The organism is Polynucleobacter finlandensis, assembly GCF_018881755.1.
GTDB lineage: Bacteria > Pseudomonadota > Gammaproteobacteria > Burkholderiales > Burkholderiaceae > Polynucleobacter > Polynucleobacter finlandensis.
In genome coordinates, this window is record NZ_JACVPS010000008.1 from 49866 (window position 1) to 62383 (window position 12518).

The window sequence follows — 12518 nt, forward strand, 5'->3', positions numbered from 1 at the left end:
GGGACGAAAGTCCCCATTTTTTTGCCTATGCTTAAGACGATGCTTAAGGCTTGGAATTTAAGAACTCAATTACTGCTTTATTAAATACCTCAGGCACCTCGACATGCGGAACATGTCCAACGTTATCAATTGGCACAAGCTTGGCATTCGGAATAGATTGAGCAGCCTTACGTCCTAGCTCCGGAAAATTACCGAGGGATTTGACTGCTTCCGGCGGCGCAAAGCGGCGCCCAAATACAGTTCGATCTTTTTGACCAATGACTAGCAAGACCGGCATTTTCAATTGCGGCAAATCATTCACGACCGGCTTTTCGGCAATCATTTGATAGGTTAGGACTGAAGTTCGCGCATAAGCTGGGTAGTCAGGGCCTTTTTGGACTCTGACATACACCTCTACAAACTGTTCATAGGCAGGCTGCCAATTCGGAAAGTAGCTTTGTAAGAACTTGCGATAACTTGTTTCCGTCTGAGACATCTCTAGTTTCAACAAATTGTCATTCTGCTGTGGGGGAATGTCTTTACTGTAATCCTCAAGACCCAGTGGATTCTCTAGCACGAGCTTCTGAACTGTTTGTGGATATAAACGCGCAAAGCGTACGCCCACCATACCCCCCATCGAATTGGCGATCACGGAAACTTGCTTGATCTTCAAAGAAGTCAGTAAAGCCTGAGTATTGGCTGCGAGATCATCAAAGTGGTATTGCACATCTGGCTTAGAAGATTTACCAAAACCAATCTGATCTGGCGCTATCACGCGATAACCCGCCTGAGTTAATGCTGGGATGGTTAACTTCCAGTAGTCACTAGAAAAATTCTTGCCATGAAAAAGCAATACCGCGCCTTTCTGTTTGCCTTGTGCAGGCACATCCATATACATCATGCTGGCTGGCTGGCCTTGCAAACTTGTTTTGAATTCTTTTAATGGATAGGGATAAGGCCAAGCACTTAAACGCAAGTCCAAAGGAGTGGCATTGGAGTACAGGCTTGGAGTTGGAGTTTGAACTTGAGCAGGTGCGCTAGCAGACTGCTCTGCTGTTGTGCAAGCCGATAGCAATACTGCGCTAGCGCACACCAAAAATAAACTCTTGATGGGGGTGTTCATCTTTAGATAATCTTGATTTTCAAAGGTGTCAGGCCATCAACACTACCTTCAAGTACATCACCTTTTTTAACTGGGCCCACACCAGCAGGCGTGCCAGAGAAAATCAAATCGCCGGGCTCTAAAGTAAATAAAGTAGATAGGTACGCAATCGTGTCAGGCACATTCCAGATCAGCTGATTGAGATCACCCTCTTGGCGGACTTCACCATTGACCAAAAGCTTAACACTGCCTTGGCTTGGATGACCACACTGATCTGCAGGAGTCAAAGGGCCGCAAGGCGCTGATTGATCAAATGCTTTACCAGTATCCCAAGGTCGACCCATTTTCTTGGCCTCACCCTGCAAGTCACGTCGCGTCATATCCAGACCAACTCCATAACCATATACATGATCAAGTGCTTTATCTGCAGGAATATTTTTTCCGCCTTTAGAAATTGCTACAACCATTTCAATTTCGTGATGAACATCGCTTGAAAGACTTGGATAGGCCATGTCTTTTCCATCGGTCACGATCGCAGTTGCTGGTTTCATAAAAAAGAACGGTGGTTCGCGATCTGGATCATGGCCCATCTCACGAGCATGGTCAGCATAATTTCGGCCAACGCAATAGATTCGGTTGACTGCAAAACGACGGGTATCGCCTACAACTGGCAATGTTGAGATTACCGGTGGATCGATTACATATGCTGAACTCATGACTAACCTTTCAATAGGAAATTTTTGGTACTGACTATTTATTGCTGAATGAAATACCTTATCTAGCCACTTCTTTGGCGATGGAATTTTTTAAAATACCAATGCCATCAATCTCAATTTCAACTGTATCACCTGGCTGCATAAATACTGGAGGTGTTCTCGCGTAACCCACACCAGCAGGCGTACCGGTAATCACTACATCGCCAGGTTCTAAAGTCATCACTTCAGAGATCAAAACCAGGGTTTCAACAACGCCCCACAAAAAATGTTCGGTATTGCTGTCTTGCATGATCTTGCCATTAAGGCGCGACTGAATCCGCAAACCATGGGCAGCCCCTGGCAACTCATCAGGGGTCACTAGGCAAGGACCAAAACCACCTGTTTGATCAAAGTTTTTACCAATGGTCCATTGAGTAGATTTACGCTGATAGTCGCGCAGACTACCGTCATTAAAAATACTGTAGCCAGCAACAGCTTCCAATGCATTCTCTTTGGTCAATCGATGGCATCTTTTGCCAATCACGAAGGCCAACTCTGCTTCGTAATCCAACTTATCCGAAACCGGTGGAACAATCATCGGCTGCTCATGCCCTAACAATGAGCTTGGAACTCTCATAAAGAAAGATGGGTAATCTGGACGAGCATGCCCACCCTCTTTAGCATGGTCTGCATAGTTCAGGCCCATGCAAACAATTTTTTCAGGTTTTGGAATCACTGGGGCAAAGGCAATACCATCAGCTGACTTCCAGGAAAGATTTGCTTGTGCCTGAATCTCTTTAGCACGCTTCATCCATAATGGCGTGGCGATGATCTCAAGCAAGGTGGCAGGAAGATTGGCATCTACCCCTGAAAGTGCAATCCATTCTTTTTGACTCGCATCTTTAAAAATGCCGACGCGAGTGTCTTGCTGGTTGGATGGATTTGGATAATAAGTAAATAAACGCATTTAAAGCCTTTCCGCCGTCTCTTGATGAAGTCTTTTTATATCGACTCTGTATTTTTTCTTCGGTGAGTATGCTGCAATTTTAAAACTAAGATGCTCAGTGCTAAAGCAAATGTCAGGGCATTGGCCAAAATCAGTGGCCACTTTTCAATCGCCAACCCATAAATCAACCATAAGCCCACTCCGGCGGTAAATAAACTATACATACCCAATGAAATGCCAGATAAGTCTCTAGTACGCCAAGATTGGATCGCCTGAGGTAGAAACGCAATAGTGGTCAAAAAGGCAGCAGAGTAGCCAATGATTTCAATGTGATAAGCCTCTAGGTTCATGCTTTTATTGTAGTTATTTATCCCATTAAATCCTTGACCTTAGTCAGACCTCATTTGCAAGGTCAATAAATGCGTAGATAATGGAATTTCAAGATTTACCCATAACAATTACTAAAAGAAATGATGAGACTAACTACTTCCAAATTGATGGGCCTTGGCCTAATTCTGGCGGCTTTTACCAGCCTTCCTCAAGCACAAACTGCGGCTATTAAAGCTTATCCGGATAAACAAGTCCGACTGGTGATTCCCTTCCCTCCAGGTGGCGCTACTGACGTTATTGGCCGCATCATGGCTCAAGAACTCTCCAAGTCTTTAAACCAACAGGTAGTAGCGGATAACCGAGCGGGTGATAGCGGCAACATTGGGGCTGATATGGTTGCTAAGGCCCCGGCAGACGGCTACACCCTGCTAATGGGCGCCCTGACATCGCATGCTATTAACTCCAATCTTGAAAAAGGCAGCATTAAATACGATCTCGAGAAAGACTTCACGCCGGTTGCAGTGGTCGGAGTGGTGCCGCTTGTTTTTGTGGTGAACCCATCGGTTCCAGTCAAAAATATGAAAGAGTTCATTGCTTATGCCAAGGCCAATCCTGGCAAGCTTACCTTTGCATCATCTGGAGCTGGTGCCCCGCAGCGATTGGCAATGGAAATGTTCCGTTTCCAACTGGGCCTCGATTTGCTACATGTCCCATACAAGGGCAGCGGCCCTGCTATGACAGATCTGGTCGGCGGCCAAGTATTGAGCATGTCCGAGACTGTTCCTGCAGCCTTACCGTTTATTCAATCAGGTCAGTTAAGGCCTCTTGCTGTCACAACCGCAAAACGCATCAGCCAACTACCCGACGTACCAACCGTTACTCAGGCTACAGGCTTGCCTAACTTTGATGTTGTCAGCATGTTTGGTATCGAGGCACCTGCTGGAACACCCAAGCCCATCGTCGATAAGTTGAGCTCGGATATCAAAATCATTCTGCAACACCCTGATGTTCAAGAACGTATGTTGGCTGCAGGGGTCTATGTAAACTACCTTTCGCCAGCTGATTCCGCAAAACGAATTTCTCGTGAGCTCAATATGTGGGCAAAAGTCGTTAAGGATGCAAACGTTAAGGTTGATTAAGCCAGAAACTAGCTAATCTCATATTCCTAGCGGATTCACAAAAAAGGCCAATGAAATTCATTGGCCTTTTTACTTTTCACAACTCAACCGAAGATGTAACCGAGAATTATTCCTTCTCGAGCTTTGCCTGGTTAGCCACTTGCTCCCATTTCTTTTTTTCTGCAGCAACAAATAGCTTGGTATTCGCAGGAGTGTCACCTACCGACCAGCCGCCTAAGTCTTTCCAGCGCTGCTTGATCTCTGGTGTTTCTAGAGACTTCTTAACTGCCGCATAAATCTTATCGATGACTGGCTTAGGTGTACCTGCCGGAACAAATAAACCAAACCATGCAGTTACTTCAAAATTAGGGAAGCCTGATTGAATCATGGTTGGAACGTCAGGCAGTTCGGCTACACGCGTCTTACTAGTAACTGCCAGGGCTCTTAATTTCCCAGCTTTAATGTATTGCATTGAGCTTGGCAGGTTATCGACCATCATATTGACTTGTCCAGCCAATAAATCAGCTAATGCAGGGCCAGCTCCTTTGTATGGAACGTGAAAGATGTCAATGCCAGCTTGCACGCGAAGTAATTCACCGGACATGTGAATAGACTGACCACGACCCGATGAAGCAAAGGAGTACTTGCCAGGATTGGCCTTAGCCAAAGCGACCAACTCAGCCACTGTCTTTGCTGGAAAGTCTGCATTCACCACCAAAACATTTGGGGTAGCCAGCACAACAGTAATTGGCTCCATATCCTCAACTTTATAAGGAAGCGTTTTATAGAGGCTGTAGTTAATGGCATTAGTACCGATATTGCCCATAGCCATGGTGTAGCCATCTGCAGGTGCGGCAATCAACGCTTGAAGGGCAATAATGCCTGCGCCACCCGCTTTATTCTCCACCACCACTGTTTGACCAAGCTCCCTTGACAAAACATCTGAAAGTTGCCGAGTTGCAATATCAGTTGTTCCGCCAGGCGCTGCAGTCACGATGATCTTTAGCGGCTTATTGGGAAATGGATCGGCCGCATTTGCCCAAGGTGAAATAGCAATAATTGCTGCAGTTGCAGCAAAAATCATGGTGCGAATTTGGTTCAATTGAAAATGTTGAAACATCCTGATCTCCGAAATTTATAAGTTATTTATTTGAGTGATATACACTCTTTTCACAATATTAAACACTTGTTCAGTTTTATGCGCACTTCTTTATTACTCCATTTTTGCTCCTACCTAGAAAATACCTCTGTTAGCCTGGCTATTCAGCGTAATGCCTGGGTGATTCCAAGTGTACAAACGATCCATATTATGGCGATTGCTGCGGTTCTGATTGCCTCATTAATGATCGACCTCAGATTACTTCGCCTCTCTGGAAATGAGTTTTCGATTGCGAGCATGATGGCTAGATACACCTATATTATTTGGCTTGCCATTCCCATTCTTCTAGCAACAGGAATTGTCATGATCATTGCAGAGCCAGCGCGCTCTTTAGCAAATCCCGCATTTCAATTAAAAATGTTGATGCTGATCATCGTAATCAGCATTACCTATTGGCTACAACACGTTAGCAATCAAAACTCATTTTTCTGGAATGCGAGTCCAAATAAACGCAGACTTGCATCCATACTTGCGCTTTGCTCTATTGCCCTGTGGATTGGAATTGTGTCTTGCGGTCGCTGGATTGCCTATACCTAATGAACCCTGACACAGTATGAATATCAATACCATCCTGCAAATCCTGTATAGCAATCCACTTGCTCAAACTATTCGAGAGAACGAATTGCTTTTTCCTTGGGTAGAAGCTACCCACGTATTGGCTATTACACTGGTATTTGGATCTATTGCCTTGGTAGATCTTCGCTTGATTGGTATTCGCTCTGTCGACAGATCAATTAGTAGAGTTAGCAAAGAGCTATTACCAATTACCTGGTTTGCTTTTCTGGTTGCCGTAATCACTGGCGCCATTCTGTTTAGCTCTAATGCTATTAGCTACAGTCAGAATGTCTACTTCTTAAGCAAGATTATTTTATTGGGGTTGGCTGGCGTCAATATGATGATTTTTCAATTCATTATTGGCGCCAATTTGGAAAAATGGGATGGTCATATACAACTCCCTCCAGCAGCAAGAATTGCAGGGCTAGTATCGATTACCCTCTGGACGGCCATTATTATTTGCGGACGTTGGATTGGCTTTACTTTAGAGCCTGTTTTGGCTCTTTCATAAGGAATCAGAATGAAAAGAAAGTTTCTTGGTATAGCACTTAGCCTCAGCGTCACTTTGGGATTTATATCGCCCTTCTCTTTAGCCCAGCAACCTGGCAAGCCCATCATTAATCCACCGCCCACAGCGAAAGATTGGACTAATCTTGCAAAGCTACCCGATTGGAGCGGTGTATGGAACCCTAAAATTACTGACCAGGACAAGCAGGCTAAAACTAATATGCCCCCCTGGACCCCACAAGCAAATGAACTGATTCAGTTTCAGTTGGCAGAAGAGAAGGCGGGAAGACCGCCCCCACTTTTTGTTAATTGCCTGCCAGAGGCAATGCCTTCTTGGATGCTCATTACACACAATGCCATGGAAGTACTCTTCACTCCAGGTAGAGTCACCATGCTTGGCGAATCGGATGGCAACCGCTTACGACGAATCCACACTGATGGCCGCACGCACCCTGAAGATCCAGATCCAACATTCCATGGGCACTCGATTGGGAAATGGGAAGGCGATACTTTGGTAGTGGATACAGTTGGCATCATGCCGCAATCTTTAATCGCCATTAGTGAAGCGGCTGGCGTTCCCAATAATGGTGATATGCAAATTATTGAGCGCATTCATTTGGTAGGTAAGAATGAATTGCATGACGACATCGAAGTCATCGCACCGAAGGTCTTAACTAAGCCATGGAAAACAACCCGTATTTACTTCCGTCAGCGCGCCAGAAAATTTGACATTGTTGAGGGTGTTTGCCTTGAGGGTTACTTTGCCCCTGGCAAAGACAAATATGGCAATGACACCTTCATACCAGTCCAACATGATGTTGGCGGGAATCGAATTCCACCACAATAAATTTCAAGAGAAAAGCCATGAACCTAAATTTAAAAAAAATAGTAGTCAACGCCACTTTTTTGGTTGGCGCCCTTAGCGCCCTCTCAGCTTTCGCACACCACTCCACGACAATGTTTGATAAGGATAAGATATCGACGATCACCGGGGTTGTAAAAGAAGTGCAATGGACTAACCCCCATGTTGCGATTTTTGTGGATGGCACAGTTAAGGGTAGCGATACTCCAGCCTTATGGTTAATGGAGATGACTAGCCCAGGAAACTTGGCCAGAGCAGGAGGCTGGACACGAAATGCGGTTAAAGCTGGTGATAAGGTTGTGGTTGATTTCAACCCCCTGCGCAATGGCAGCAAAGGTGGTGCACTGAAGAAAATTACACTTGTAGATACTGGCAAGTTCTACACCGCAGATATTCGCGCTCAAGAGAGTGCCAACCTTGAAGAAAAAGAGCAAAAGTAATTCTGCTTCAGATAGCCTGAGCGTTCTGCGCCATGGCTACCTTTACTCTACAGATTTAGCGGAGACTGGACTTGATCAAGGCAAAGGTATGGAAAAGATGGCTTTGAGTGTCAGTGAATCCGTGCTATTTGAAAAGCCCTTACCAACGCCTGCCTGAAAAGAAATAGGTTTGCCATCGTAATACATCATCAGAAAGCCTAACTGCTGGGTATTTTGGTAATTAATCGGCTGGTTTATTTGATTAAGATTTGAATAGTACTCAACGCCCAAGGCGAGCTGGGGAGTTACCTCTCGGGAAATTCGAGTAGCACTTGAAAAGTATGGGGCTTGATGCACATAAGGTTGAGATAGCGGCATATCAATAATAGGGTTAAATGAAATTAACCACTCATCAATATGCTTACCAATAATGAAACGCATTTCAGCGTTATAGCGTGACTCATCAAATTGGGGTTGTACATTAGCAAGCTCAAGATTGGCGCCTGCGAAAAAACTATCACCCTTATCCTCCTGCAATGGCAACCATTTCATTCGAAGCTTGGTAGCGGCATACTGAAATTTATTGTCGTAGTTAACGTAAGAAATATAGAGTCCCGCCTCAAGATCGTGACCTAAACCATAAGCAAACTCTGGCGTCACACGAACACCGTTGTTATTCATGACCTCACCAGGATAACCTGGGGTCTGAATCCCTCTGGGCGTGCTATTTACATGGAGTTCAAGACTTGACTCGCCTTTAGCATTAATCTCGTCATCGTAGACTTGGATTTCATCCTGCAACACTGCATGAGCAATGAAGGGGGTCAAAGCCAAACTGGCTATGAAGAGGATTCGAAGGAAACATCTTTGCATCAACATGATGCAAGAGTTTAGCAACGATTAAGGTTTCTTGACGCGCTCACTCCAAAGCTGCCATGGGCGGCCAATGGTCTTCTCGATAGTCTCTTGGGAGATGGTGGCTTCTGCCGGGGTGAGATATTGAACATTGCCCATCTTCATAGCCTCTGCCTGAATGCTGGCATTCTGAATGGCGTAGACCGACCGAAAGACGACCTTCTTAATCGAGTCAGCTCCCGCAGCATAACCATGACCACGCATCAGAACAAAATACTGCAAACCCATGGTTTTTGATAAAGCATCGCCCAAATCATTATTGCTAATAAACATGTCTGTGTCAGGACTAGGCTTAGCAAAATTACGGATCTCAAATATCGGCGCACCCTCACCTAAGAATGCACTCATGTGATACACCGGCTTCAAGGTAGTGCCTGTCATACCAAAAGGTAAGATTGGTGATGCATGACCATGAATCACTGAATTAATATCGGGACGGTTACGCAAAATCCCACTATGAATAAAGCGCTCCCCATAGGCGGTGCGAGTATCTCCATTGAGCGCTTTGCCATTCATATCAAACTCAATAATGTCCTCAACGGTTACGACCGATGGAGCAACGCTTCTAGCTAAGAAGAAGGTATTTGGATTGCTAGGATTACGAACGCTAATATGGCCGTAGCCATCAACGACATTCTGGTCATACATAATATGGTTTGCTAGGACTAGCTCCTCGACCGCCGTCTTTACGGCAGGAGACGCGGCCATTTGCTCTTGCACTGTAGCCGCCTGTATCGATATGGATACCAAAAACGATACAGATAGAAAGCCATTAAGGATGCTGAGATTTTTCATTATTCAACCTTGCCAATTTTCTTTACTACGTTAACCATCTGTGCGGACTCTTTATCCCAATACACTTTAAAGTCTGGGGCATCCATATATTGAATCGGGCTACCAGCACCATTGATGACGGTACGCACGCGCTCATCATTCGCCGCTAATTTAGCAGCTTCACGCAATTTGTTGGTAATTGCCTCGGGAGTAGCGCTAGGCACAAATAGTCCAGCCCATTGCGCAAACTCAACCTTAACGCCCATCTCTTTAAAACTAGGGACTTCAGGCATGCTCGCAAGACGACCGTCACCCCAGTGAGCTAAGGCACGCACTTTTCCCGCTTTAATCTGCTGCACGATGGAAGAAGGACCAGTAGCAATAGCATCTACCTGCCCGCCTAATAAGCCCACAATCGCTGGGCCAGCACCCGTATAAGGAATATGCACCATATAAAACTTCTCAGAGGATTTGAGTATCTCCATTGGGACGTGCATAGTGCCGTAGTTTCCGGATGAACCGAAATTATATTTACCTGGATTGGCGCGCATATCGGTCACGAATGACTTGTAATCTTTCCACGGACTATCTGCCCTCACAACCAACACGGTTGGATCGGCAGTAAATCGTGCAATTGGCTTGAGTTGGTTTAACTGAAAAGACTGCTCACGCCCTACGATCTTATCGGCCTCGGGAATGATAGAAATTGAAGAGAGAGCCATCAAAATGGTGTAGCCGTCAGGCTTAGATTTAGCAACCGCCGCCATGCCGATACCACCGCCAGCCCCCGCTTTGTTTTCTACAATCACCGGTTGCCCCAAAATACGAGTCATCGCCTCAGCAACAGGTCGCCCTACGGCGTCAGCAACCCCCCCAGGTGGAAATGGCACCACCATGGTGATCGAGTGGCTTGGCCAGGCATCTTGGGCGATAGAAAGCCCAGAAAAGAATGTCAAACTGGCAAGTAATAGTATTGCTGTGATTGTTTGTCTCATAGTATTAATTTAGTTATTATTTGATTTCTTTTATCCTACTACAGCTTTGAACAATACAACTGAGGGACGTCTAAGACGAGACCCCACCGGAGATAGACTATGAAATACGCTGCATTTTCTTTACTAAGCGACCTGAGCAAAACCCGCGTTGGCTCCATCTCGGCTAATGGTAAAACTGTTGAAGAGTTGAATTTAGGTGTCGATGTCAGCGAAGACGGCATTGTTGCAATCTTGCGTGCAGACCTAGCTGGCAAATTACCCAAGCCAGTAGCTACCCATGAATTTAGCGCCATTCGTTTATTGGCTCCAGTTCCAAGACCCAGAAGAAACATTTTTTGCGTTGGTAAAAACTATCACGAGCACGCCAAGGAGTTTTCCAATAGCGGCTTTGATGGCAGTGCCAAGCCTGGTGAAGATATTCCGTCTCATGCAATCTTCTTTACTAAGCCACCAGAATCAGTCACTGGTCCTAACACCAATGTGATTATCCCGACTGCAGTTTCAACTGCAATTGATTACGAAGCTGAATTAACTATCATTATCGGTAAAGGCGGAAAAGGCATTAGCGAGGCGGATGCTATGAAACACGTGTGGGGTTACACCGCCATTAATGATGTGACAGCGCGCGACTGGCAGCAACGCCACAAACAATGGTTCCTCGGTAAAAGCTTTGACACCTTCTGTCCCATGGGTCCTTGGGTTGTGACGGCCGATCAGGTCAACGCCGAAGATATATCAGTCAAATGCTGGGTGAATGGCGAATTGCGTCAGAACTCCAATACCAAAGATTTGATTTTTGATATTCCCAATATGATTGCCACTGTTTCTGCTGGCATTACCCTCTACCCTGGTGACATCATTGCTACAGGCACCCCAGTTGGTGTTGGCATTGGTTTCAAACCACCAAAGTATTTAGTAAACGGCGATGTGGTTGTCGTTGAAATGGGTGGTATTGGAAAATTAGAAAATACTTTTATTGCTGAGTAAGTATTTTTCACAAGCTTCTTCTGCATTGAAGATTAATGATGTAAAAAGCCACCCGAGGGTGGCTTTTTATTTGCGCAACTTTTCTGAGCTATTTGAGTATTAGCCCAAAGTAAATTGTAGGTCGCCCAACTTCTCAATACGGCTAACAATCTTGTCACCCTTCTTGAGCCAGACTTGCTTGTCTTTTGGCATACCAGCAATCACACCCTGAGGTGTACCTGTAAAGACAATATCTCCTGGCTCTAGAGTCCAATAAGTACTGATATAAGACAACATCTTTTGAGTGTTGTGAATAAAGTCAGCCGTATTGGAATTCTGGCGCATTTCACCATTCACAAGTGTCTGTACCTGAAGCTTATTCGGATCCCCCACTAAGTCTGCTGTCACCATATAAGGCCCAATCGGTGCGTATTGATCTAAGGTTTTACCAATCATCCACTGACCACTTGGCAACTCCAACTGCAGGTCCCGTGATGAGAAGTCATTTGAGGTGCAATAACCAGCAACATAACTGAGAGCATCAGACATTGGAACGTTACGCATCTGCTTGCCAATGACAATCAAGAGCTCAGTCTCGTAGTCCAGCTTATATGAAACCTCTGGAGGAGGAATTTGCAATAAGCAGTTATGGGCTGCAAGACTGTTGTTGTACTTATTGAACAGTGGCGGGACACGGGGATGTGCCATCCCTACTTCGTCAGCATGGGCGCGATAGTTCAAGCCAACACAGACAATCTTTCCAGGATTCTTAAACAGACGTCCAAAGGTAATGTCGGATTCCTTTAAATAAGGAACGCCTGACTTATCTGCACTGGCAACTACTTTATTAAAGCCTGCTGCATTTCCCTCTTGCAACAACTGATCGAGCGTTAAGGGTGCAGCGATCTTCATTTTTTTAGCAACCGCGCGCACATCAATCACACCTTTGGGGGTAACGACACCTAGAGTCTCAGATCCATCAGCATTCTGAATCGAAAGAATCTTGCTGTTCTTAACCATTTCGCGAGGGCCTGTATAAACATCCCCTCCCCACACTGAAGTTTGGTGTGCGGATGCATCTTGCATCACGCCCATAGTGGATGCTGCAACAAGACCTGCACCAGCCGCTGAGGCTGTTTTCATAAACTGACGACGAGAACTCATTCTTATCTCCTATATTTTTATTAGAACTTCTA

15 protein-coding genes are annotated in these 12518 nt (G+C 45.4%); 6 read left to right on the forward strand and 9 right to left on the reverse strand.

What is annotated here, in order from left to right:
• Nucleotides 1–43 precede the first annotated feature (43 nt).
• From ICN49_RS06790 to ICN49_RS06805, 4 genes are read right to left on the reverse strand one after another with little or no spacing between them, the layout of a single operon-like run.
• Nucleotides 44–1102, reverse strand: coding sequence for an alpha/beta fold hydrolase (locus tag ICN49_RS06790; RefSeq protein WP_216166928.1), 1059 nt, complete (start codon nt 1100–1102; stop codon nt 44–46).
• A gap of 2 nt (nt 1103–1104) precedes the next feature.
• Nucleotides 1105–1797, reverse strand: a complete 693-nt coding sequence (locus ICN49_RS06795) for a fumarylacetoacetate hydrolase family protein (protein WP_216166929.1) — start codon at nt 1795–1797, stop codon at nt 1105–1107.
• 58 nt (nt 1798–1855) lie between these two features.
• On the reverse strand, nt 1856–2743 hold the full coding sequence (locus ICN49_RS06800) for a fumarylacetoacetate hydrolase family protein (protein WP_216166931.1): 888 nt from the start codon (nt 2741–2743) through the stop codon (nt 1856–1858).
• A gap of 35 nt (nt 2744–2778) precedes the next feature.
• Entirely contained in the window at nt 2779–3072 is a 294-nt protein-coding gene (locus ICN49_RS06805) for a SemiSWEET transporter (protein ID WP_216166932.1), read from the reverse strand.
• A 123-nt stretch (nt 3073–3195) separates the two neighbouring features.
• Here ICN49_RS06805 and ICN49_RS06810 point away from each other — a divergent pair, with 123 nt between their 5' ends.
• Nucleotides 3196–4191 carry a Bug family tripartite tricarboxylate transporter substrate binding protein gene (locus ICN49_RS06810; protein ID WP_439650856.1) on the forward strand — a complete coding sequence of 332 codons (996 nt, stop codon included), beginning with the start codon at nt 3196–3198 and terminating at the stop codon, nt 4189–4191.
• 106 nt (nt 4192–4297) lie between these two features.
• Here the strand turns inward: ICN49_RS06810 and ICN49_RS06815 are convergent, their stop codons facing one another.
• Entirely contained in the window at nt 4298–5290 is a 993-nt protein-coding gene (locus ICN49_RS06815; RefSeq protein WP_255535425.1) for a Bug family tripartite tricarboxylate transporter substrate binding protein, read from the reverse strand.
• Nucleotides 5291–5368: 78 nt separating this feature from the next.
• Between ICN49_RS06815 and ICN49_RS06820 the strand changes: the two genes are divergently transcribed.
• Genes ICN49_RS06820 through ICN49_RS06835 form a run of 4 tightly spaced genes read left to right on the forward strand, consistent with a single transcriptional unit; the run spans nt 5369 to nt 7693 of the window.
• Nucleotides 5369–5866 carry a DUF6644 family protein gene (locus tag ICN49_RS06820; protein WP_216166936.1) on the forward strand — a complete coding sequence of 166 codons (498 nt, stop codon included), beginning with the start codon at nt 5369–5371 and terminating at the stop codon, nt 5864–5866.
• Nucleotides 5867–5882: 16 nt separating this feature from the next.
• The gene (locus ICN49_RS06825; RefSeq protein WP_216166937.1) at nt 5883–6395 is read left to right on the forward strand and encodes a DUF6644 family protein; all 513 of its coding nucleotides are present in this window, start codon (nt 5883–5885) and stop codon (nt 6393–6395) included.
• 9 nt (nt 6396–6404) lie between these two features.
• Nucleotides 6405–7238 carry a hypothetical protein gene (locus tag ICN49_RS06830; RefSeq protein WP_216166939.1) on the forward strand — a complete coding sequence of 278 codons (834 nt, stop codon included), beginning with the start codon at nt 6405–6407 and terminating at the stop codon, nt 7236–7238.
• A gap of 17 nt (nt 7239–7255) precedes the next feature.
• Nucleotides 7256–7693, forward strand: a complete 438-nt coding sequence (locus ICN49_RS06835; protein ID WP_216166941.1) for a DUF6152 family protein — start codon at nt 7256–7258, stop codon at nt 7691–7693.
• Between the two features lie 75 nt (nt 7694–7768).
• On the opposite strand, the gene ICN49_RS06840 is transcribed toward ICN49_RS06835, so the two are convergent.
• The 3 genes from ICN49_RS06840 to ICN49_RS06850 form a co-directional block, all read right to left on the reverse strand.
• Complete coding sequence (locus ICN49_RS06840; protein WP_216166943.1) at nt 7769–8500, reverse strand: hypothetical protein; 732 nt, start codon at nt 8498–8500, stop codon at nt 7769–7771.
• Nucleotides 8501–8572: 72 nt separating this feature from the next.
• Entirely contained in the window at nt 8573–9382 is an 810-nt protein-coding gene (locus ICN49_RS06845) for a class II aldolase/adducin family protein (RefSeq protein WP_216166945.1), read from the reverse strand.
• The gene (locus ICN49_RS06850; RefSeq protein WP_216166947.1) at nt 9382–10356 is read right to left on the reverse strand and encodes a Bug family tripartite tricarboxylate transporter substrate binding protein; all 975 of its coding nucleotides are present in this window, start codon (nt 10354–10356) and stop codon (nt 9382–9384) included. Before ICN49_RS06850 ends, ICN49_RS06845 begins: the two co-directional genes overlap by 1 nt.
• Before the next feature lie 99 nt (nt 10357–10455).
• On the opposite strand from ICN49_RS06850, the gene ICN49_RS06855 reads away from it, so the two are divergent.
• Nucleotides 10456–11343 (forward strand): fumarylacetoacetate hydrolase family protein, encoded by an 888-nt coding sequence (locus ICN49_RS06855; RefSeq protein WP_216166948.1) that lies wholly within the window; start codon nt 10456–10458, stop codon nt 11341–11343.
• A 99-nt stretch (nt 11344–11442) separates the two neighbouring features.
• Here ICN49_RS06855 and ICN49_RS06860 read toward each other — a convergent pair whose 3' ends face one another.
• Nucleotides 11443–12486, reverse strand: a complete 1044-nt coding sequence (locus ICN49_RS06860; protein ID WP_216166950.1) for a fumarylacetoacetate hydrolase family protein — start codon at nt 12484–12486, stop codon at nt 11443–11445.
• Nucleotides 12487–12518 lie beyond the last annotated feature (32 nt).

Excerpts from the sequence above, each read along its gene's own strand:
- ICN49_RS06850 (WP_216166947.1), bottom strand. The coding sequence starts at position 10,356 with ATGAGACAAACAATCACAGCAATACTATTACTTGCCAGTTTGACATTC.
- ICN49_RS06835 (WP_216166941.1), top strand. The coding sequence starts at position 7,256 with ATGAACCTAAATTTAAAAAAAATAGTAGTCAACGCCACTTTTTTGGTT.
- ICN49_RS06845 (WP_216166945.1), bottom strand. The coding sequence starts at position 9,382 with ATGAAAAATCTCAGCATCCTTAATGGCTTTCTATCTGTATCGTTTTTG.
- ICN49_RS06855 (WP_216166948.1), top strand. The coding sequence starts at position 10,456 with ATGAAATACGCTGCATTTTCTTTACTAAGCGACCTGAGCAAAACCCGC.
- ICN49_RS06795 (WP_216166929.1), bottom strand. The coding sequence starts at position 1,797 with ATGAGTTCAGCATATGTAATCGATCCACCGGTAATCTCAACATTGCCA.
- ICN49_RS06810 (WP_439650856.1), top strand. The coding sequence starts at position 3,196 with ATGAGACTAACTACTTCCAAATTGATGGGCCTTGGCCTAATTCTGGCG.
- ICN49_RS06800 (WP_216166931.1), bottom strand. The coding sequence starts at position 2,743 with ATGCGTTTATTTACTTATTATCCAAATCCATCCAACCAGCAAGACACT.
- ICN49_RS06805 (WP_216166932.1), bottom strand. The coding sequence starts at position 3,072 with ATGAACCTAGAGGCTTATCACATTGAAATCATTGGCTACTCTGCTGCC.
- ICN49_RS06830 (WP_216166939.1), top strand. The coding sequence starts at position 6,405 with ATGAAAAGAAAGTTTCTTGGTATAGCACTTAGCCTCAGCGTCACTTTG.
- ICN49_RS06815 (WP_255535425.1), bottom strand. The coding sequence starts at position 5,290 with ATGTTTCAACATTTTCAATTGAACCAAATTCGCACCATGATTTTTGCT.
- ICN49_RS06860 (WP_216166950.1), bottom strand. The coding sequence starts at position 12,486 with ATGAGTTCTCGTCGTCAGTTTATGAAAACAGCCTCAGCGGCTGGTGCA.
- ICN49_RS06820 (WP_216166936.1), top strand. The coding sequence starts at position 5,369 with ATGCGCACTTCTTTATTACTCCATTTTTGCTCCTACCTAGAAAATACC.
- ICN49_RS06790 (WP_216166928.1), bottom strand. The coding sequence starts at position 1,102 with ATGAACACCCCCATCAAGAGTTTATTTTTGGTGTGCGCTAGCGCAGTA.
- ICN49_RS06825 (WP_216166937.1), top strand. The coding sequence starts at position 5,883 with ATGAATATCAATACCATCCTGCAAATCCTGTATAGCAATCCACTTGCT.